Raw genomic sequence first — 20656 nt, 5'->3', positions numbered from 1 at the left:
AACCTCCTTTTATAATATTATACTAGAAAAATATTACAATTATGATACGATATGAAAAATAAGCAAGTAGTAGCTACAACTCTTGCTTATTTTTATTCTAAAGAAGAAATTGTTTTAATTCTTCCAATTTTGAATTATTATCATAAACGAATAATGGAATCTTTTCTAATCGAGCAAATTCGATTACTCGCTTTTGTTCTCTGGCTTGAAAAGAATCAATCAAATCTTTGTCCCAATGACTGTTATCCCTCTTCATCAATCGCTTTTGAATAGTGGAAGGAACTTCTATCTTTAAAATGATTCTATTAATTTTTAATTCATCTTCATGAAATGGATAAGCTGCTAGCTCTTGTTTCCATAGCTCTTGATTATTAGCTATGTTCTTTGAGAAGCTTGCCAAACAAGAGGGGATTGAAGTTTTATGTGCAGAACGTTTCTTTACGGGTAGTTTGATAGAGCAATCAACCATACGTATAGCCATTCGCTCTCCAGACACTGTAGAAGAACTGGAGGAAGGATTAATCACCCTAAAAAATCTGTATTCACAATTATAAAAGAGACAGAGCAGTATCAGTCCAAGAAAACTTTGCCCTTCAGCAGTATTGCGACAGATACTGAGGTTCTTTCAACTATTCAATCCTAAGTCTTTCGTCCAATCACTGTGTCAAACTATTTTTCCAAATATATTAAAACAAGGCTGGGTATAACATCCCAACCTCAATTTCTTATCTGGGAACTTTAAATTTTTTAATTAGTGTGTCTTGTCATTATTTTTGGTCAATTTTTAAAATTTCAATGCTATTAAGTAAGTGACAAAGCCCTGCCAACTCTCAATTTTTTTGTTTTAAGCAACTTTATATTTAATCAAAATAAAAAAGGCATCTTGTCTAGTAAGATAACCTCTAGCCCAGTATTCTATTTTTTGAAGTGTTGAGAAATTTACCTTATTTAAATGAAATTATTTGAAATTATATAACATAAAGTGAAAAGTGCATAGTGATAAAAGTGCAGAAATAAAGGCTTTTAGTATTTAAAGAGATGTAGGTGCCACCAACCAGGTCTTAAGAAAGCTCGTAAAGCTAGCCAGTTCTCAAAACATTAAGAACCAGCTACAATACAGCATTTACAACACTTCATGGTTCCCACCAAGGGGTGTTTTTTAGTGATTTTTAGCAAAATTCACACCACTTTTCACACCAAATTCACACCATTATTTTTTTAGGTTTCGGTAGGCGATTTCTCCAACGGCCATTGGAACGATGGTAGAGGTGTTGATGTAGTTTTTAGTTATGCAGTTGTATTTATGAAGTTTTACCATAGTGCTTCCTATTTTACCCATTATTTTTACGCTAATGTTTGTCATCATCAGTCATATAAGTAGTAAATTGTAGTCTGATGATTACTTTAAAAGTAGATAAATCATTTCTTTCTTTGCTGAATTCTAAATTATATGAAAGTCAGAGCACTGTTTAAATGTTGCTGTTACAAACCAAGGAAAAAGAGATACAAAAATAGCCTTTACAAACATATTGATTGTATGGGCTATTCTGTCAAAAATTACCAGCTAGGAAAAATAGCTATATTCTAAAAGCTCGATTTTTCGGGCTCTTTTTTCTAGTCTATATGATTATCTTTGTCTAGTGAGATGTATTGGTCAAGAGAAGAATGAACAAGGGTTAAAAATTTTTCTTTGAAGACTTGTGGTGGGAGTGGCTTTTCTTGGGCTATCCATACTTCAATGTTGGCAATCACATAATGCACCAGTAAAGAGATGATAAAGTCATCTGGCAAATCAATAAGGGATTGATTCGGTTTGATATTTTCAAGTGCCCATTTTGTGTAAATCTTTTTTAAATAATTGGTCCAATAAGGATCCGCTGAGCTAGAATACAGCATTTTTAGCCATTTTCGATTTTCATAAAGAATAGGGAAAATATTATCTGCAATGAAAAGAAAGGGGTCTTTATTTGTTAGTGTATTGTATTCTAAAAAAGCCTCATAAATAGGTTTATCAATGTTCTCATGAATTGATTCAATAATATCGTCAACATTATGGAAATGATGTTTATAAATTGCTTGGCGTGAAATGCCAGCTTTCTTGGCGAGGTCACTCATTGAGAGATTGACTTCATCAGGATTTTGCATTGCCAAGTCATAGAAAGCATCCAAAATCTTTTGTTGATTACCTTTTACCATATAAAACAACTCCTCTCTCTTTTTAGTATAATGAAAATGAAGAAAGAATTCAATTTAAAGCATAAAAATGGCTGTCAGAAAATTTGAGGTGCTTTCTATGTAATTAAAACAGTTCAATTTTTAATAGGGACTTGCTGATTTTTATGAAAAAATAAAATACCGGGCATCTGATGTCTTCTATTTATAAAAAACAAACTTCCTCGAACATTAACTCCGAGGAAGTTTTGAGTTAGAAAAGAGAATTTTTATTCTTCTTTTTTCTTTAAATGGAGCAAGTAGCCACTGACAAGAATGAACATGCTAGCAATGATGAGATTGCTTTGGCTTTCTTTATTTCCAGTTTGAGGAAGTTGAGCTTTTTTAGCAGTGCTCATCATTTGAGGTTGAGGAGTGTAGCGTAGGGTCGTAGCTTGAGCTGCCTGAGGTTTTTGATTGATGATCTCAACAACTTCAGTAGAAGGTTTTTGTTCTTTCTCAAGATCTTTCAGTTGAGCTAATTGACTGCCAAAGATAGCATTGGATACCCAACGGTAGAAATGAATTGTATGAAGACGATTTGTTGGATTACCAGCATAGATAAAGAGTGGTTGTTCTTTGTAGTTACCAGAAATAGCTACAATTTTATTGGCTAGCTGTTCATTACCAGGCCACCAACCAGCGATATAATAATCACTGCCAGCAATTGAAGCTAATGTCTTGAAATTTGCAGGTACTTTAGCAATCCAATTTCCAGAGTTAGAATAGAAAAGATCATTCTTATTGTAACCACTAGTCAACGGATCTTTGTCATCAATGATCGCTTTCATCAAGCCTTCATAATCACCACCATTTTTGAGTTGTTCTGCGTCAAAGCCGTCAACCACACCGAGTTCTTCAAGGCGTTGCATAGCAGTTCCGCCTACTACAATAGTTGGCTTCAGACCAAGGAGGGACTTGTCAAAGTTGTCACTTTCTAAAACAATCACATCAGCTTCTTCAGGGGTATTGACAATGTCAAATCCTAAATTCTTCAAAGCAAGAGCGGTATGAGCAGGAGTATCCACACCAGCCCAATAGTATTGATGAGGCGGTGCATAAACTTTTAGAGCTTTTAAGGTTTGCCCTTGAGGAGTTTTATAAAGGGCATCTCCATAGATTGCATAGTTTTTCAGCAGGTTGGCAAAAGTAGGTGTATCCACGATGTAGCCATCGTCTGTCAAATAAACTTTCTTACCGTCTCGGATTGCACGATTGACAGCGCGAACGGCACTTTCTGAAGTATTGGCAATGACATAATATGGTGCTTTGTGGTCAATTTCGCTAGTCCGAGTAGCACGAAGAGCAGTTACTTTACCGAGTTTACCGTCAAAGAGTTTTTCTTTAAAGACTGCTACTGCTTTGAATCCCCTCATATCCGGGAAATTAACCAGCAATTCTGCATACATAGCAGCCCAAGCAGATTCGTTGGAGCCCTTGTAGAGGATATGGTTGGCATAGCCACGTTTAGCTTGTGCCATGTCAACAACCAAATCACCCTTCTTATAACTGCCAGTGTCTTCCTTCAATTCTTGAATGACAACACCATTTCTCTTGAAGTATTCAATCATATTGAAAGCTTGTTGAGAGTCATTGGATTTGTCAAGTTCCATTGGAATGACATAGTAATCAGGGAAGAATTTCTTTTGTCCATGTTTGATACGACCGACTACTTTACCGTCTGGTCCAACTAATTCATTTTCAGCTTTTGGATCTTCAACCTTGTTGATGCCACGGAGATAGAAGTTGAGGCGCATTTCCATGAGTTTATCAGGATCTTGGGACAGGTAAGAGATACCTCCAAGGACAGCGTGATAACCAGCTTTATAGGATTCTTGATTGCCCTCAGGGATTTCAACGGTATGTCCTAATATTCCGTGGTACATAGCATAGACACCAGTGTAGCCAGAGAAAGAGTCATCCCAGCCATCGCCCCAGTCTAACTTCGGAATGATGTAGTGATCATACTTGGAATTGGTAACACCAGCCCGGCCCATGTGGTGGGCATTTTCCAACATATTTTTTGACAAAAGGTCATATTCAAAGTTTGGATCATGCGGTGGAGTAGCTGGCTCAATCAGGAAGTCCTTGACAAAACCGTGGATGTCGTAAAGTGCAATTGGATTCCATTTGTTGATGAGTCCAGCAACAGTCCGGGTTTCTGGGTTGGCCTGATAGCTAGTATCGCGGTTTGGATCGATTCCGTTAGCTAGGGCACGGGTATTGGCAACATCTCCGTCAGGATTTTCTGTGAAATCAAAGAGGAAAATAAATTTCTTGAGAAGGTCTTTAACGGAGAGGGTTACAATTTTTTGTGTTCCATCTGCTTGAGTTGTTTTAAAGCTGATCTGGTCTTGGGTTGCAAATGTATTGAACAAGCCGGTAATGATATCGATAGCAGGTTGCTCATCAGCATGTGTATTGTTGATGAGAATAGGAAGTTTGTAGTCTAATTTGCCGTCTTTGAGGGCAGCTAACATTTCAGCAGGTTTGGTTAGCGCCATTTTATTGGTTGAGTTTAGGTAATCATCAATGCTTTTTTGATCAGAACTGATAATGCCTAACTTAATTTTCCGTCCTTGAGCGCTGGTACCAATGTCTTCAATTTGAACAAGGCGGTCATTTTTAGCTTCTTGTCGACTTTTTTCGATAGCAGCTAACATTTCTTCGTGAGTATGGAAGTTTTCATATGGTCGGAAAACAAGTGTTTTTCGAATCGTCAGACCGGATTCTTCATCTGTTCCAACGAGTTCATGATTTCCGATGAATTGCCGATAGGTTCTGCGGATATTGTTTGGTGTCCGAAGACTTAAGTCATTTCCAAATAATTCATTGAATTTGAGAGAAAGTTTGAGGTCAGAGCCATTGGTTGTTTCCTCAATGGTGACAAAGGAATCTCCTGAAAAGTCTCCTTTTTCCATATTCCAAGTTTTCCATTCAGCGATTGGCTTATTATCTAATTTCCAAGTCACCTTGCCAGCAGCGGCTCCTTGTTCCTGTACAGTCTCAGTAATGGTAGCTTTTTCAGACATATGGACTGTACTATCAGCTAATTGAACCTTCTTTTCTTCTGTTCCAGCTGCTCGTGTTTCTGGTTTTGCAGGTGTTGCAGGAGTCACTGTTTCGGATTCGTTTGTAGTAGAAGTCGAACTGTCTATTGAAGGAGCACTTTCTGATTTCTGTGCTTCTTCTTGATTGGTTGTTGTGAGAAGCTGAGCTTCAGCTGATGAAGAATCTGGCGTTGCCGTTGCTTCTGATGCGTTTGTTTCTGTACTTGACTTTTCGGCAGGGACCACCGTTTCTGTCTTGTTAGTAATAGGCTGTGTCTCCGTGCTATCTTGCGTATCTGCAGCAGCAGTTCCTTGCGTTAAAACTGCAACAAGAACGGCAGCTGACAAGCTGAGAACATTTGTGTACAACCGTTTCTTATATGAATTTTTCATAAGAAACCTCCTTTATGAAATTTGAGGGCACCAAAAATAACGAAAATAGCTCTTAGTTATTCTCTGTTATTTTTCTCCCCTTATTATTTGAAGTATACAAAGATAGTATACCAGAAAGTGTAAACGGTTTCAATCAAAAGTGTAGACAAAAAATAGAAATGTATCAAAATAAATAGATATGTAATGAATTTTGGCAGGAATTGAATAGCAGAAAATCCCAAAGCACACACTAAAGACTATCAAAGAATAAACTTCACCTCGAAAGTCTGACAATGTTCTAATGAAGAAGGTTAGAGATAAGACTTTTGCAACTGAAATATTCTTTGCCCCTGATAGCAAGGAAATCTTTCAAGATAAGTAGTTAAAGATTATACATTTTAAAAAGAATGAAGAAAAAGTAGATTGTCTTTGTATCGATTTCTGGGAGCGAGTAGGAAATTTGACGATGGGGAAATTGTCTTAAAAGTGGTATGATAGCATATATATTAAAGATTTTAGGAAGGTGGGATATTATGAGAAATTCACTATGTGAAAAAATAGTATGGTATGACTCTCGGTTTTAGAGTTGACAGCAATCAATAAAGAAGTAATAGTGAAGCGGCGTAAATAAATTAGAATTTGTGGGAGGAATCATAGTGAATGAATTTAACGAATATGTACGTGAATGTTTTTCTACAGTTGGTGATATTACCATAAAATCCATGATGGGCGGATACCTTGTATATTTTAATGGTAAGCTGATAGGTGACATTTGTAATAATGAACTGTTTTTAAAGAGAACGCCGACATCGGACAGACTTCTTGCAGATTCAGAACTGCGTTATCCGTATGAAGGGTCAAAGACTCTGATGCACGTATTCGACAAATTTGAGGATGCGAATTTGATTGTAGGATTACTGGGAGGAATGTATACGGAACTGCCCGAGAAGAAACCTAAGAAAGCCAAATGAGATTGACAAACTTCAGTTTGTTGAAATTAAATAATTAAATAAAAACAATAATATAGCAAATTACAAAACAGTAAATCAAAAAAATGGTTTACTGTTTTTCTTGCTCAAAATGGGAATGAGGTCAAAAGAAAAAGCATCAATAAATCAAAAAGATACTTGACAAAACGCTTTAGGACAGAGCAAACCAGTTTTCGGGTAGCCTGTCCGACCCTCGGATGAAGTGAACGAGTTTTCGTTCAGTCCGTTGACCGAGATGACGAGCTTATCTTCGCCGAGTATCACGACAAGGCCAACCAGCTTTTGAAGAAGGCCAGCAGGCAACCAAGATTTTGATTGACCAGATCGAGGGGCGTCATCAAGAAGAAAAACAACAAGTGCTGGATTGTAGTATTCATTGGAAAGAATCAACAATCAATTGATAACGATTAAGCAGAGCTTAAGGGCAAAAGTCGTATTTTTCTCTTTCGGTTTATGCAAATTTCCTTTACTTATGCTACAATAGGAAAAAGGATGTTGATTGGAGTAAAAAAATGAAAGCGATTATTACGGTTGTTGGCAAAGATAGAACGGGGATTGTGGCAGGAGTTTCGAGCAAAATTGCAGAGCTTGGGTTGAATATTGATGACATTTCGCAGACTGTTTTAGATGAATTCTTCACTATGATGGCAGTCGTTTCTAGTGAAGAAAAGAAAGATTTTACAGAACTGCGCAATGAATTTGAAGCCTTTGGCAATACACTCAATGTCAAAATTAACATTCAAAGTGCAGCGATTTTTGACGCTATGTACAATATCTAATAGAGGTGAAAAATGGATATAAAGCAAGTTACTGAAACCATTTCCATGATTGAGGAGCAGAATTTTGATATTCGGACGATTACCATGGGAATTTCACTTCTCGACTGTATTGATACGGATATTGAGCGAGCAGCGGAAAAAATCTATCAAAAAATCACCACGAAAGCTCAAGATTTGGTGGCAGTTGGTGATGAAATAGCTGCGGAGCTGGGCATTCCCATTGTCAACAAACGTGTATCGGTGACCCCGATTTCCTTGATTGGCGCTGCGACAGATAGTGATGACTATGTGCCTCTAGCAAAAGCGCTGGATCGAGCAGCAAAAGAAATCGGTGTTGACTTTATCGGTGGTTTTTCTGCTCTGGTGCAAAAGGGTTATCAAAAAGGAGATGAAATCCTTATCCGTTCCATTCCGCGAGCTTTAGCGGAGACTGATAAGGTTTGCTCATCTGTTAATATTGGGTCCACCAAGTCTGGGATTAACATGACGGCGGTTGCAGATATGGGACGTGTTATCAAAGAAACTGCAGAACTTTCTGACATGGGGGCAGCGAAACTGGTTGTCTTTGCTAATGCGGTCGAGGATAATCCTTTTATGGCTGGGGCCTTTCATGGCGTTGGCGAAGCTGATGTCGTCATCAATGTAGGTGTGTCAGGACCTGGTGTCGTCAAACGTGCCCTTGAAAAAGTTCGCGGCGAAAGTTTTGATGTAGTGGCGGAAACAGTCAAGAAAACAGCTTTTAAAATCACTCGGATCGGTCAGCTTGTCGGACAGATGGCTAGTGAGCGCCTAGGTGTGAAATTTGGAATTGTTGATTTAAGTTTGGCACCAACGCCAGCTGTTGGGGATTCTGTCGCTCGTGTTTTGGAAGAAATGGGATTGGAAACGGTCGGTACGCATGGAACGACGGCAGCTTTGGCTTTGCTTAATGACCAAGTCAAAAAAGGTGGCGTCATGGCTTGCAATCAGGTTGGTGGTCTATCAGGTGCCTTTATTCCTGTATCAGAGGACGAAGGTATGATAGCAGCGGTTCAAAACGGTTCCCTCAATTTAGAAAAATTAGAGGCCATGACCGCAATTTGCTCGGTTGGATTGGATATGATTGCCATTCCAGCAGACACGCCTTCTGAAACCATTGCTGCCATGATTGCCGACGAAGCCGCTATCGGTGTTATCAATCAAAAGACAACAGCGGTACGAATTATTCCAAAAGGAAAAGAAGGCGACATGATTGAGTTTGGCGGTCTTTTAGGGACGGCACCAGTGATGAGAGTCAATAAAGCTTCATCAGCTGATTTTATCGCGCGTGGTGGACAAATTCCAGCACCGATTCATAGTTTTAAAAATTAAAATGAGAGTGGGACAGAAATCAGTAGTTTCGTAGAAACTTGATTTCATCGTCCCACCTCCGCACGGTTGAGTAGGACTGTAAAAGTTGATTTATCAACGTATTAGAGTCCACTCAACCACTGCGTCTTATAATTATGACTATATAAGCAAAGGAAGCTGAGCACTTTTGTCCCAGCTTCTTCTTTTGAAAAGGAGATTGAAATGGCAAAAACGAAATTATACATTATTCGTCATGGAAAAACGATGTTTAATACAATTGGTCGGGCGCAAGGTTGGAGTGATACGCCGCTTACGGCTGAAGGGGAACGTGGCATCCATGAATTAGGAATTGGTTTGCGAGAATCAGGACTTACATTTACAAGAGCTTTTTCCAGCGATTCTGGGCGGACAATTCAGACCATGGGGATTGTCCTTGAAGAGCTCGGTTTAACAGGCAAAATTCCTTATACCTTTGACAAGCGAATCCGCGAATGGTGTTTTGGCAGTTTCGACGGTGCTTATGGTGGCGATCTGTTTCATGGCGTGATTCCACGAGTGCTGGATGTTGAAGACTATAAGAAACTAACCTTGCAGGAATTAGCAGACGGTCTAGTCGAAGTGGATACAGCTGGCTGGGCAGAACCTTGGGAAAAGCTTAGTGGACGTATTCTAGATGGTTTCACAGCTATTGCGCAAGAGGTAGAAGCTGCTGGTGGGGGCAATGCTCTTGTCGTCAGCCACAGCATGACAATCGGTGCCTTTACTTGTTTGATTGATCCGTCTATTATTTTAAATCCTGGCGTACAAAATGGCAGTGTAACGGTCGTGGAGTATGAAAATGGGAAATTCACCATTCAAGCGTTAGGAGACATGTCTTATCGCCAAGTAGGTGCTAAGATATTGGAAGGGCAGAAATAATCGCAAAAACGGGAATGTGAGAAAAGTTGATTTTCACGAATTGTGGCTTTCATCTTACTCCTGATTTTTCTTTCATCTCTCAAACGATTTTCTGCAAAAAATGATATAATATAGTAAGAAAAACGGAGGTAAAATATGGCAAAAACAAGATTATACATTGTTCGCCATGGGAAGACCATGTTTAATACAATCGGTCGGGCACAAGGCTGGTCTGATACGCCTTTGACCGCTGCAGGAGAACGTGGCATTCGTGAGCTAGGAATTGGGCTTCGCGAGTCAGGACTTCCATTCAAAAAAGCTTTTTCTAGCGATAGCGGGCGGACAATTCAAACCATGGGGATTATTTTAGAAGAACTTGACTTGACAGGGCGCATTCCTTATCGCACAGATAAGCGAATTCGCGAATGGTGTTTTGGTAGTTTCGATGGAGCTTACGATGGTGAGCTGTTTATGGGAGTGATGCCCCGTGTTTTCAATGTAGAGCATGTTCATCAATTGAGTTACCCTGAGCTGGCTGAAGGCTTGGTAGAAGTTGATACAGCTGGTTGGGCTGAGAGTTGGAAAAAATTGAGTAGCCGTATTTGGGAAGGATTTTCAGATATTGCCAAGGAAATCGAAGCTGCTGGTGGAGGCAATGCACTGATTGTTAGCCACGGTATGACCATTGGAACATTTGTGTACCTCATTGACCAAACAAGACCACATGGTTTAGACAATGGGAGTGTGACCGTCATTGAATACGAGAATGGTCAGTTTACAGTTGACTGCATTGGAGATATGTCTTATCGTGAGGTTGGCAAGAAAATACTGGATGAGATTGAGTAAGAGTCGTTTTTAGTAGTGCAATTCGTGTGAATTTGCTGCGGTTTTATTTAACATTGAGGAAAGTTTAAGATTTATAACATCTTCTATAAGATATTTTGTAGGTCCTTAGACTGATTTTTAGCACTCTTTTTAAAAGAGTGCTAATTTTTTGAGTTTTTGTCTTGACTTTAAAAATGAACCGTGTATAATAGAATCATAGGTTAGCACTCAGGTGTTTAGAGTGCTAAAAAGAAAATCTCATATTCCAGCTGAAAGCTGAAAGGGGTGATGTCATGGTAACGGAACGTCAGAATGAGATTTTAAACTTGATTATTGACATCTTTACAAAGACCCATGAGCCAGTCGGATCTAAAGCCCTACAAGAATCAATCCAGTCTAGCAGCGCGACGATTCGTAATGACATGGCTGTTCTTGAAAAGCAGGGGCTTTTGGAAAAAGCACACACATCAAGTGGACGCAAGCCAAGTGTTGCGGGTTTTCAATACTTTGTCAAACATTCCCTTTCCTTTGATCGTCTTGCTGAAAATGAACTCTATGAAGTAATCAAGGCATTTGACCGTGAATTCTTCAAACTAGAGGATGTTCTTCAACAGGCAGCAGACGTTCTTTCAATGCTAAGTGGATGTACGGTGGTAGCACTTGATGTAGAACCGAGTCAACAACGCTTGACAGCTTTTGACATTGTGATTCTCAGCCAGCATACAGCTTTAGCAGTCTTTACTTTGGATGAATCCAATACGATTACCAGCCAATTCATGATTCCCCGTAATTTCTTGCGAGGTGATTTGATTCAGCTGAAAGAATTGATACAAGAGCGTTTCTTAGGACAGACAGTTCTTGATATTCACTATAAGATTCGGACAGAGATTCCACAAATTATTCAGCGTTATTTTACAACGACCGATAATGTTATGGATCTTTTCGAGCATATCTTTAGTGATATTTTCAAAGAAAATGTCATTGTATCTGGTAAGGTGAAGTTGCTAAATTTTTCAGATCTAAAGAGTTATCAATTCTTTGACCAACCGCAAAAAGTGGCTTTTGAAATTCGAGATAGTTTAGCTGAAGATCAAATGCAGACGGTGCGCGTGGCGGATAGCAGAGAAAGTAGTCTGGCGAATTTGACGCTCATCTCTAGCAAATTTCTCATTCCTTACCGGGGATTTGGCATGCTAGCGGTCATTGGACCAGTCAATTTAGATTATCAGCGAGTTGTCAGTCAACTCAATGTTGTCAATCGCGTTTTAACGATGAAGCTCACAGATTTTTATAGATATCTGAGTAGCAATCATTATGAAGTGCATTAAGGCGACAAAGCTGATAGCTATAGATAGAAAAATAATCAAAAGATCATAAGGAGGTGCCTAGTGGCAGAAGAAAAACAGCAAGAAGAAGTAAAAAAAGAGGACGTTTCAGTAGAAGAAACGTCTGAAGAAACAACAGAGGTAGCTCCTGAGAAGTCTGAATTGGACTTGGCGAATGAGCGCGCAGACGAATTTGAAAACAAATATCTTCGTGCAGCTGCTGAAATGCAAAATATTCAGCGCCGAGCAAATGAAGAACGTCAACAATTGCAGAAATATCGTAGCCAAGACTTAGGGAAAGCAATCCTTCCTTCGCTGGACAACTTAGAACGTGCCTTGGCAGTTGAAGGATTGACTGATGATGTCCGAAAAGGGCTAGAAATGGTACAGGAAAGTTTGATTGCCGCTCTTAAAGATGAAGGAATTGAAGAGGTTCCGATAGACGGTGAGTTTGATCACAACTTCCATATGGCTATTCAGACGGTGCCGGCAGATGATGATCACCCAGCTGGAAGCATCGCACAAGTCTTCCAAAAGGGCTATAAACTCCATGAACGTCTCCTAAGACCAGCTATGGTAGTAGTAGCAGAATAAAAAATCTCGTCCGAAACGACGGTAAACTATGAAGAAAGAAAATATATTTTCGCTCTGCTAAACCGTGAGCGAAGCGAACAATTAGCGACACTCTTCACCGTGGTGCTCTCTGCGCAAACTTTAATAAAGAGATTGACTTAATCAAGCTCTGATGACGCCGCCACTTAAGAAGAGTATCAAAAAAGAAATTCTAAAATAAAGAGGGAAAAATAATGAGTAAAATTATTGGTATTGACTTAGGTACAACAAATTCAGCGGTTGCAGTTCTTGAAGGAACTGAAAGCAAAATTATCGCAAATCCAGAAGGTAACCGTACAACACCGTCAGTTGTGTCTTTCAAAAACGGTGAAATCATCGTTGGTGACGCAGCAAAACGTCAAGCGGTGACAAATCCTGATACGATTATCTCCATTAAATCAAAAATGGGAACTTCTGAAAAAGTTTCAGCAAATGGGAAAGAGTATACTCCACAAGAAATCTCAGCTATGATTCTTCAATATTTGAAAGGCTATGCTGAAGATTACCTTGGTGAAAAAGTAACCAAAGCAGTTATCACAGTTCCTGCTTACTTCAACGATGCCCAACGTCAAGCAACTAAAGATGCTGGTAAAATTGCTGGTCTTGAAGTAGAACGGATTGTCAACGAACCAACAGCAGCAGCCCTTGCTTATGGTTTGGACAAGACAGATAAAGAAGAAAAAATCCTTGTATTTGACCTTGGTGGTGGTACATTTGACGTGTCAATCCTTGAATTAGGCGATGGTGTCTTTGATGTGCTAGCAACTGCAGGGGACAATAAACTCGGTGGTGATGACTTTGACCAAAAGATTATCGACTATATGGTAGCAGAGTTCAAGAAAGAAAACGGTATTGATTTGTCAACTGACAAGATGGCTCTTCAACGTTTGAAGGATGCGGCTGAAAAAGCTAAGAAAGACCTTTCTGGTGTAACTTCTACTCAAATCAGCTTGCCATTCATCACTGCGGGAGAAGCTGGACCGCTCCACTTAGAAATGACTTTGACTCGTGCAAAATTTGATGACTTGACTCGTGACCTTGTGGATCGCACAAAAGAACCTGTTCGTCGTGCATTGTCTGACGCTGGTCTTAGCTTGTCAGAAATTGATGAAGTTATTCTTGTTGGTGGTTCAACACGTATCCCTGCCGTTGTGGAAGCAGTAAAAGCTGAAACTGGTAAAGAGCCAAACAAATCAGTAAACCCTGACGAAGTAGTTGCTATGGGTGCAGCTATTCAAGGTGGTGTCATTACTGGTGATGTCAAAGACGTTGTTCTGCTTGACGTAACACCATTGTCACTTGGTATTGAAACAATGGGTGGTGTCTTCACTAAACTGATTGACCGCAACACAACGATTCCAACATCTAAATCACAAGTCTTCTCAACTGCAGCAGACAACCAACCAGCTGTTGATATCCACGTTCTTCAAGGGGAACGCCCAATGGCAGCAGATAACAAGACTCTTGGACGTTTCCAATTGACAGATATCCCAGCTGCTCCTCGCGGAATCCCTCAAATCGAAGTAACATTTGACATTGATAAGAACGGTATCGTGTCTGTTAAGGCTAAAGACCTTGGTACGCAAAAAGAACAACACATCGTTATTCAATCGAACTCCGGTTTGACAGACGAAGAAATTGACCGCATGATGAAAGATGCAGAAGCAAACGCTGAAGCAGATAAAAAACGTAAAGAAGAAGTAGATCTTCGTAACGAAGTGGATCAAGCAATCTTTGCAACTGAAAAGACAATCAAAGAAACAGAAGGAAAAGGCTTCGACGCAGAGCGCGACGCTGCCCAAGCTGCCCTTGATGACCTTAAGAAAGCTCAAGAAGATAACAACTTGGATGACATGAAAGCAAAACTTGAAGCACTCAATGAAAAAGCGCAAGCCCTCGCTGTGAAACTTTACGAACAAGCGGCTGCAGCCCAACAAGCTCAAGCAGGAGCAGAAGGTGCAAGCCAAACAAGTACAGGCGACAACAAAGGTGATGATGTCGTAGACGGTGAGTTTACGGAGAAATAAGACGCCAAAGCAGCTCATCTGCTAACGCTTGCCGCTATAAGGCGGTCAAGCTAGGCGGCTTACTAGATCGAAAACAAAGAAAAAATCGTCTTTGCTTTCTCCCATCGTAACGATGAGACAGGAGTGCTTCAGGAAAATCCTGAAACCTCCTTTGTCACATCTTGGCAAGAACGATTGCGGATTATAATTTAGTGCTTGCTCAATCTTACTTGTAGCCGATTTGTAACAGATAAATTCAGGGGTTGATAAACCAACCTCTGTTTTTGGATAAAGAGGAACTGAACCCAACCTAAATATTGGTTTGTTTCGTAACAATAACAGAAAGGAACAAAGAGTGTTCATGGAATTGAACACGAGCGGAAAGCTCGGAAATTAGATAAACCTCTTAAGAAATCAGGATTTCTTGTCGGTTTCCTAAATTTCAGTCGCTTTCTGTTCGCTCTTAGTATCTTATATGAACAATACAGAATTTTATGACCGTTTAGGCGTTTCAAAAAACGCATCTCAGGATGAGATTAAGAAAGCCTATCGGAAATTATCAAAGAAATATCACCCAGACATCAATAAAGAACCGGGTGCTGAAGAGAAATACAAGGAAGTCCAAGAGGCCTATGAAACCTTGAGTGATGAGCAAAAACGGGCAGCCTATGACCAATATGGTGCTGCGGGAGCTAACGGAGGCTTCGGCGGTGGAGCTGGCGGTTTTGGTGGCTTTGACGGTTCTAGCTTTGGAGGTTTTGAAGATATTTTTTCTAGCTTCTTTGGTGGAGGTGGTGCAAGTCGCAATCCCAACGCACCTCGTCAAGGAGATGATCTTCAATATCGGGTCAACCTTAAGTTTGAAGAAGCGATTTTTGGTACAGATAAAGAAATTAAATACAATCGTGAGGCGACTTGCCATACTTGTCATGGCTCTGGTGCGAAACCGGGAACTAGTCCAATAACTTGTAGTCGCTGTCACGGATCTGGTGTCATCAATGTGGATACGCAAACCCCACTTGGAATGATGCGTCGTCAAGTCACTTGTGATGTCTGCCATGGGCGCGGACAAGAAATCAAAGACCCTTGCCAAACCTGCCATGGAACAGGACATGAAAAACAAGCCCATAGTGTTCATGTAAAAATCCCTGCAGGTGTTGAAACTGGTCAACAAGTTCGCTTGTCTGGTCAAGGGGAGGCCGGTTTCAACGGTGGACCGTACGGAGATCTATATGTCGTCGTTCAGGTGGAATCAAGTGATAAGTTTGAGCGGGATGGATCAACCATTTATTATAAGCTCAATCTCAATTTCGTTCAAGCAGCTTTAGGTGACAGCGTGGAAATACCAACCGTTCACGGTGATGTGGAATTAACCATTCCAGAGGGAACACAAACCGGCAAACGCTTCCGCCTGCGTGGAAAGGGAGCACCGAGCCTTCGTGGCGGCAGCATGGGAGACCAGTATGTCACAGTCAATGTTGTAACACCGACAGGACTTAACGACAAACAAAAAGCAGCGTTGAAAGAGTTTGCAGAAGCTGGTGATATGAAAGTCAATCCGAAGAAAAAAGGTTTCTTTGATAAAATGAAAGATGCCTTTGAGCAATAAGAAAAGAGCAGTTTGACGCTGCTCTTTTATATTATAAGGATAAAATTGTGTGTTTTTCATCTTTGGTGATGACGCGCTTGATACCAGTTGGTTGTGTGGAAACAAGTTTTGCTAGAAAATTTGGGTAGGCTTGATACTCATCCATTCGATCTAGTGGAATCCATTCAACTGTTTCACGAGGAGAGAAGCTTGGGAACTGCTGGCCTTTTGACTTCATCAAGTAATAAAAGGAAATTTCATGGCAATTCAGACCAGCTAACTTGCCAGAATTTTGTTGGAAAAAATTTTCGTGAATGAACAGCAATCGATCGATTTCGTAGTCCTGTCCAGTTTCTTCCTTAATTTCTCGAAGAATAGCTTCTTCTGAAGTTTCTCCTAGCTGAACAGCTCCACCTAAAGGATAAAAATAATCCTCGTTTGGATTGGTCATAAAAGCAAGCGCGCCTTCTTCAATAATGACGGCAGCAGCTTTGTAACGAAATCGAGATTTCTTTTTGCAAAAAGTAATATCAGTCATTTATCTTTCCTCCGTATTCTAGTGTAGCATATTTTCAATGAAAACCTGTCCCCGGACAGTTTTGTTTTTACAGTCTTGCGAGGGGCTTTTTTTCTTGTTACAATAAACACATGACACGATATAAAGCGATTATTTCTTACGACGGTCATGGCTTTGCTGGTTTTCAGCGGCAACTTCATGCTCGTAGCGTTCAAGAAGAGATTGAAAAGACTTTAACCAAAATCAATAGTGGGGCATCGGTCGTAATCCATGGTGCAGGACGTACAGACAGCGGTGTTCATGCGCTAGGACAAGTTATTCATTTTGATTTACCACAAAAAAGAGATGGAGAAAAACTACGTTTCGCACTTGATACGCAGACACCAGAAGACATTGATTTTATTAGCGTAGAAGAAGTTAATGAAGCTTTTCATTCAAGATATTGTAAACACAGCAAGACCTATGAATTTATAGTGGATATCGGGCGTCCTAAAAATCCTATGATGCGCTATTATGCAACCCATTACCCTTATCCGCTTGATTTGAGTTTGATTGAAGAAGCTATTGAAAAGTTAGAAGGAACTCACGATTTTACAGGTTTTACAGCGTCAGGAACTAGCGTGGAAAATAAAATACGGACGATTACAGAAGCGAGGCTGGTATTTGATGAAAAACGCAACTTTTTGATGTTTACTTTTTCCGGCAATGGATTTTTATATAAGCAAATCCGCAATATGGTCGGAACATTGCTGAAGATCGGCAACGGTCGAATGCCAGTTGAGCAGATTGATAGAATTTTAACAGAGAAAGATCGTCATTTGGCTGGACCGACTGCAGCGCCAAACGGACTTTATCTAAAGGAGATACGATATGAAGAATAATCTTATTCTGGCAATTTCAGGGAATGATATTTTTAGTGGTGGCGGACTGCATGCTGATTTAGCGACTTACACGGTCAACCAACTACATGGTTTTGTGGCGGTGACTTGCTTGACCGCCATGACGGAGCAAGGTTTTGAGATTATTCCTGTAGACACGACCGTCTTTGCTCAGCAGCTCAACTCTCTCAAGGATGTCCCTTTCTCAGCTATTAAATTGGGGCTTTTGCCCAATGTAGAAGTGGCAGATTTGGCTTTGGATTTTGTGAAAGCTCATGCAGAGACTCCTGTTGTGTTAGACCCTGTCTTAGTTTGCAAGGAAAGCCATGATGTGGAGGTTTCAGCGCTTCGAGATGAACTGATTAAATTTTTCCCTTATGCAAGTATTATCACGCCTAATTTGCCAGAAGCCGAACTCTTGACTCAAAAAGAATTGCGAACATTAGAAGATGTAAAAGAAGCGGCTAGACTTCTACATTCTATGGGCGCTAAATCCGTTGTTATCAAAGGAGGAAATCGCTTAGATGCTCAAAAAGCGATAGATGTTTTTTATGATGGCGAGCGGTTTCAAATTTTAGAATCACCTGTTTTAGACAAGAATAATACTGGTGCGGGCTGTACCTTTGCTTCAAGCATTGCCGGTCAGCTATTATTAGGGAAGTCAACTTTTGAAGCGGTTCAAAATTCAAAAGAATTTGTTTACCGAGCTATCCAACATTCAGATCAATATGGAGTTGTTCAATATGAAAAAGAATCAGACGCATAAACTTGTCCTTTTATCTATGATTGCTGCTTTGACAGTTGTTTTGGGATATTATTTAAAAATTCCAACGCCAACGGGAATTTTAACTTTTCTTGATACAGGAATTTTCTTTGCCGCCTTTTATTTTGGCAGAAAAGAAGGAGCAATTGTTGGTGGTTTAGCCGGATTTCTTATTGATTTGATTTCGGGTTATCCGCAGTGGATGTTTTTTAGCATGATTTTTCATGGTCTACAAGGTTATTTTGCGGGTTTTAAAGGGAAAAGTCGTTATCTTGGTTTAGTATTGGCGACGCTTGTTATGGTAGGGGGGTATGCTGTTGCTTCCACAATCATGCATGGTTGGGGAGCAGCTTTTCCAGAAATATTTCCTAACTTCTGCCAAAATACCTTGGGAATGATTGTCGGAGCTATCTTGAATAAATTGTTGGCAGATGTTTCGAAAAAATAAAGTAAATAAGGGGCATTGTGCCCTTTTTACTTTTAAGAATTTCAGTTTGTAAAAGCAATAAAAATCATTTATAATACAATTAAAACGAGGTGAAATCATGGATTTACAAAAACTTAAAGAACAAACACAAACAATTTTAGCAGATGTTTTAGAAAAATCAGTTCTTTCTGCTGGTGATATTTTTGTGCTTGGACTTTCTTCCAGTGAGGTGATTGGAGGGCATATTGGAAAAAATTCCAGCCAAGAAGTGGGAGAAGTCATTGTCAAAACCATATTGGATATGTTATCCGAGCGTGATCTTTACTTAGCTGTTCAAGGCTGCGAACATGTTAATCGAGCCTTGGTTGTGGAGCGAGAGTTGGCTCAAAAACGAAATCTAGAAATTGTCAATGTCTTGCCCACTCTGCATGCCGGTGGAAGCGGGCAGTTAGCTGCTTTTAAATATATGAACGATCCAGTTGAGGTGGAATTTATCATGGCTCAAGCGGGGCTAGATATCGGAGATACGGCGATTGGTATGCATGTTAAACACGTTCAAATCCCAGTTCGACCAATTTTACGAGAACTAGGAGAAGCGCATGTGACTGCGCTTGCCAGTCGTCCGAAGCTAATCGGTGGAGCGCGAGCTGCTTACCAAAAAGATAAAATTCGGAAAGCATAAAGAGCAAAATCAGCAAATGGACGGAAAATCGTTAAATTTTTCATTAGAAAATTTGTGAAATAACGTGTATTTATGGTATAATTGATTGTATTCAATAAATTTTAAGGAGAAATGACAGAATGTCTGTATCATTTGAAAACAAAGAAACAAATCGCGGAGTTTTGACATTTACAATCAGTCAAGAACAAATCAAGCCAGAATTGGATCGCGTGTTTAACTCAGTTAAGAAAACTCTGAATGTACCAGGTTTCCGTAAAGGTCATCTTCCTCGTCCGGTGTTTAACCAAAAATTTGGGGAAGAAGCTCTTTACCAAGACACACTGAACGCTCTTCTCCCAGCTGCTTATGAAGCTGCTGTTAAAGAAGCAGAGATCGAAGTTGTTGCCCAACCACAATTTGATGTGGCGTCTATGGAAAAAGGTCAAGATTGGACCATTACTGCGGAAGTGGTTACAAAACCTGAAGTAAAATTAGGTGAATATAAAAATTTAGAAGTATCTGTTGATGTCTCTAAAGAAGTATCTGACGCAGATGTAGACGCAAGAATTGAACGTGAGCGCAACAATTTAGCAGAGCTTGTATTGAAAGAAGACAAGGCTGCTAATGGCGACACAGTTGTGATTGACTTTGTTGGAACAGTTGACGGTGTTGAATTTGATGGTGGTAAAGGAGATAATTTCTCACTTGAACTTGGAAGTGGTCAATTCATTCCAGGTTTTGAGGATCAATTAGTTGGACATGCTGCTGGTGAAACAGTAGAAGTAAACGTGACATTCCCAGAAGACTATCAAGCAACAGACCTTGCAGGTAAAGATGCTAAATTTGTGACTACGATTCATGAAGTCAAAGAAAAAGAAGTTCCAGAACTAGATGATGAACTAGCGAAAGACATTGATGAAGATGTTGAAACACTTGACGAATTAAAAGAAAAATACCGCAAAGAATTAGCTGAATCAAAAGAAATTGCTTTTGATGACGCAGTTGAATCTGCAGCACTTGATCTTGCAGTAGAAAATGCAGAAATCGTTGAGTTGCCAGAAGAAATGGTTCACGAAGAAGTTCATCGCTCTGTGAATGAATTCCTTGGAAACATGCAACGTCAAGGTATTTCACCAGATATGTATTTCCAAATCACTGGTACAACGCAAGAAGACCTTCACAAGCAACATGAAGCTGATGCTGAAAAACGTACTAAAACCAACCTTGTGATTGAAGCTGTTGCGAAAGCAGAAGGATTTGAAGCAAGTGATGAAGACATTGAAGCAGAAATTGCTTCACTTGCCGCTGATTACAATATGGAAGTAGAACGCGTTCGTCAACTTCTTTCAGCAGATATGTTGAAACATGATATTGTGATTAAAAAAGCCGTTGAATTGATTACAAGTACTGCAAAAGTAAAATAATCG

Annotated in this window: 18 protein-coding genes and 3 pseudogenes; 16 read left to right on the top strand and 5 right to left on the bottom strand. The window is 39.9% G+C overall.

The window, feature by feature from the left end:
- Positions 1-97: 97 nt before the first annotated feature.
- Positions 98-454, bottom strand: coding sequence for a hypothetical protein (locus tag SanJ4206_RS07825; RefSeq protein WP_371319432.1), 357 nt, complete (start codon positions 452-454; stop codon positions 98-100).
- Between SanJ4206_RS07825 and SanJ4206_RS10105 the strand changes: the two are divergent.
- Positions 384-554: pseudogene (locus SanJ4206_RS10105) on the top strand (aminotransferase-like domain-containing protein); the annotation flags it as partial. The gene SanJ4206_RS07825 and the pseudogene SanJ4206_RS10105 overlap by 71 nt on opposite strands.
- Before the next feature lie 656 nt (positions 555-1210).
- On the opposite strand, the pseudogene SanJ4206_RS10100 reads toward SanJ4206_RS10105, so the two are convergent.
- The 3 genes and pseudogenes from SanJ4206_RS10100 to SanJ4206_RS07805 form a co-directional block, all read right to left on the bottom strand.
- Positions 1211-1288 (bottom strand): annotated as a pseudogene (locus SanJ4206_RS10100) (site-specific integrase); the annotation flags it as partial.
- 326 nt (positions 1289-1614) lie between these two features.
- Complete coding sequence (locus tag SanJ4206_RS07810) at positions 1615-2196, bottom strand: TetR/AcrR family transcriptional regulator (RefSeq protein ID WP_157622098.1); 582 nt, start codon at positions 2194-2196, stop codon at positions 1615-1617.
- A gap of 245 nt (positions 2197-2441) precedes the next feature.
- Positions 2442-5654 (bottom strand): LPXTG-anchored zinc carboxypeptidase, encoded by a 3213-nt coding sequence (locus SanJ4206_RS07805; RefSeq protein ID WP_022525155.1) that lies wholly within the window; start codon positions 5652-5654, stop codon positions 2442-2444.
- Between the two features lie 635 nt (positions 5655-6289).
- On the opposite strand from SanJ4206_RS07805, the gene SanJ4206_RS07800 reads away from it, so the two are divergent.
- The 10 genes and pseudogenes from SanJ4206_RS07800 to dnaJ all read left to right on the top strand — a co-directional run bounded on the left by SanJ4206_RS07800 (position 6290) and on the right by dnaJ (position 16004).
- A complete protein-coding gene (locus SanJ4206_RS07800; RefSeq protein ID WP_022525154.1) occupies positions 6290-6604 on the top strand; it encodes a TfoX/Sxy family protein in 315 nt (104 codons plus the stop codon).
- Between the two features lie 247 nt (positions 6605-6851).
- Positions 6852-7023, top strand: a pseudogene (locus tag SanJ4206_RS07795) (substrate-binding domain-containing protein); the annotation flags it as partial.
- Positions 7024-7134: 111 nt separating this feature from the next.
- Entirely contained in the window at positions 7135-7401 is a 267-nt protein-coding gene (locus tag SanJ4206_RS07790; RefSeq protein ID WP_003026213.1) for an ACT domain-containing protein, read from the top strand.
- A 12-nt stretch (positions 7402-7413) separates the two neighbouring features.
- Positions 7414-8751, top strand: coding sequence for a PFL family protein (locus tag SanJ4206_RS07785; RefSeq protein WP_004224133.1), 1338 nt, complete (start codon positions 7414-7416; stop codon positions 8749-8751).
- Between the two features lie 201 nt (positions 8752-8952).
- Complete coding sequence (locus SanJ4206_RS07780; RefSeq protein ID WP_004224131.1) at positions 8953-9648, top strand: histidine phosphatase family protein; 696 nt, start codon at positions 8953-8955, stop codon at positions 9646-9648.
- A 135-nt stretch (positions 9649-9783) separates the two neighbouring features.
- On the top strand, positions 9784-10473 hold the full coding sequence (locus tag SanJ4206_RS07775) for a histidine phosphatase family protein (RefSeq protein ID WP_022525153.1): 690 nt from the start codon (positions 9784-9786) through the stop codon (positions 10471-10473).
- A 272-nt stretch (positions 10474-10745) separates the two neighbouring features.
- On the top strand, positions 10746-11780 hold the full coding sequence (gene hrcA / locus SanJ4206_RS07770) for a heat-inducible transcriptional repressor HrcA (protein ID WP_004224128.1): 1035 nt from the start codon (positions 10746-10748) through the stop codon (positions 11778-11780).
- 60 nt (positions 11781-11840) lie between these two features.
- Positions 11841-12371 (top strand): nucleotide exchange factor GrpE, encoded by a 531-nt coding sequence (gene grpE, locus SanJ4206_RS07765; RefSeq protein ID WP_004224126.1) that lies wholly within the window; start codon positions 11841-11843, stop codon positions 12369-12371.
- A gap of 212 nt (positions 12372-12583) precedes the next feature.
- Positions 12584-14416, top strand: a complete 1833-nt coding sequence (gene dnaK, locus SanJ4206_RS07760; RefSeq protein ID WP_004224124.1) for a molecular chaperone DnaK — start codon at positions 12584-12586, stop codon at positions 14414-14416.
- Between the two features lie 454 nt (positions 14417-14870).
- The gene (dnaJ, locus tag SanJ4206_RS07755; RefSeq protein ID WP_003039670.1) at positions 14871-16004 is read left to right on the top strand and encodes a molecular chaperone DnaJ; all 1134 of its coding nucleotides are present in this window, start codon (positions 14871-14873) and stop codon (positions 16002-16004) included.
- A 31-nt stretch (positions 16005-16035) separates the two neighbouring features.
- On the opposite strand, the gene SanJ4206_RS07750 is transcribed toward dnaJ, so the two are convergent.
- Positions 16036-16521, bottom strand: a complete 486-nt coding sequence (locus tag SanJ4206_RS07750) for an NUDIX hydrolase (RefSeq protein WP_004224118.1) — start codon at positions 16519-16521, stop codon at positions 16036-16038.
- 110 nt (positions 16522-16631) lie between these two features.
- Between SanJ4206_RS07750 and truA the strand changes: the two genes are divergently transcribed.
- From truA to tig, 5 genes are all read left to right on the top strand, one after another.
- Positions 16632-17381 (top strand): tRNA pseudouridine(38-40) synthase TruA, encoded by a 750-nt coding sequence (gene truA, locus SanJ4206_RS07745; protein ID WP_004224115.1) that lies wholly within the window; start codon positions 16632-16634, stop codon positions 17379-17381.
- Entirely contained in the window at positions 17371-18144 is a 774-nt protein-coding gene (locus tag SanJ4206_RS07740; protein ID WP_004224111.1) for a bifunctional hydroxymethylpyrimidine kinase/phosphomethylpyrimidine kinase, read from the top strand. The genes truA and SanJ4206_RS07740 overlap by 11 nt, the downstream gene beginning before the upstream one ends.
- The gene (locus SanJ4206_RS07735; protein ID WP_004224110.1) at positions 18122-18589 is read left to right on the top strand and encodes an ECF transporter S component; all 468 of its coding nucleotides are present in this window, start codon (positions 18122-18124) and stop codon (positions 18587-18589) included. Before SanJ4206_RS07740 ends, SanJ4206_RS07735 begins: the two co-directional genes overlap by 23 nt.
- A gap of 97 nt (positions 18590-18686) precedes the next feature.
- Positions 18687-19250 (top strand): TIGR01440 family protein, encoded by a 564-nt coding sequence (locus tag SanJ4206_RS07730; RefSeq protein WP_004224107.1) that lies wholly within the window; start codon positions 18687-18689, stop codon positions 19248-19250.
- Positions 19251-19369: 119 nt separating this feature from the next.
- Complete coding sequence (gene tig / locus SanJ4206_RS07725; protein ID WP_004224106.1) at positions 19370-20653, top strand: trigger factor; 1284 nt, start codon at positions 19370-19372, stop codon at positions 20651-20653.
- The last annotated feature ends 3 nt before the right edge of the window (positions 20654-20656 follow it).

It is taken from the genome of Streptococcus anginosus, assembly GCF_001697145.1.
Lineage (GTDB): Bacteria > Bacillota > Bacilli > Lactobacillales > Streptococcaceae > Streptococcus > Streptococcus hominis.
The sequence above is the reverse complement of the archived record's forward strand: the minus strand, read 5'-3'. Positions and strand labels throughout refer to the sequence as shown.

Bases quoted from the DNA above. Each gene is read 5' to 3' on its own strand.
- hrcA (WP_004224128.1), top strand. From the start codon at position 10,746: ATGGTAACGGAACGTCAGAATGAGATTTTAAACTTGATTATTGACATC.
- SanJ4206_RS07785 (WP_004224133.1), top strand. From the start codon at position 7,414: ATGGATATAAAGCAAGTTACTGAAACCATTTCCATGATTGAGGAGCAG.
- tig (WP_004224106.1), top strand. From the start codon at position 19,370: ATGTCTGTATCATTTGAAAACAAAGAAACAAATCGCGGAGTTTTGACA.
- SanJ4206_RS07775 (WP_022525153.1), top strand. From the start codon at position 9,784: ATGGCAAAAACAAGATTATACATTGTTCGCCATGGGAAGACCATGTTT.
- SanJ4206_RS07810 (WP_157622098.1), bottom strand. From the start codon at position 2,196: ATGGTAAAAGGTAATCAACAAAAGATTTTGGATGCTTTCTATGACTTG.
- dnaK (WP_004224124.1), top strand. From the start codon at position 12,584: ATGAGTAAAATTATTGGTATTGACTTAGGTACAACAAATTCAGCGGTT.
- SanJ4206_RS07730 (WP_004224107.1), top strand. From the start codon at position 18,687: ATGGATTTACAAAAACTTAAAGAACAAACACAAACAATTTTAGCAGAT.
- dnaJ (WP_003039670.1), top strand. From the start codon at position 14,871: ATGAACAATACAGAATTTTATGACCGTTTAGGCGTTTCAAAAAACGCA.
- SanJ4206_RS07740 (WP_004224111.1), top strand. From the start codon at position 17,371: ATGAAGAATAATCTTATTCTGGCAATTTCAGGGAATGATATTTTTAGT.
- SanJ4206_RS07805 (WP_022525155.1), bottom strand. From the start codon at position 5,654: ATGAAAAATTCATATAAGAAACGGTTGTACACAAATGTTCTCAGCTTG.
- SanJ4206_RS07790 (WP_003026213.1), top strand. From the start codon at position 7,135: ATGAAAGCGATTATTACGGTTGTTGGCAAAGATAGAACGGGGATTGTG.
- SanJ4206_RS07735 (WP_004224110.1), top strand. From the start codon at position 18,122: ATGAAAAAGAATCAGACGCATAAACTTGTCCTTTTATCTATGATTGCT.
- truA (WP_004224115.1), top strand. From the start codon at position 16,632: ATGACACGATATAAAGCGATTATTTCTTACGACGGTCATGGCTTTGCT.
- SanJ4206_RS07750 (WP_004224118.1), bottom strand. From the start codon at position 16,521: ATGACTGATATTACTTTTTGCAAAAAGAAATCTCGATTTCGTTACAAA.
- SanJ4206_RS07780 (WP_004224131.1), top strand. From the start codon at position 8,953: ATGGCAAAAACGAAATTATACATTATTCGTCATGGAAAAACGATGTTT.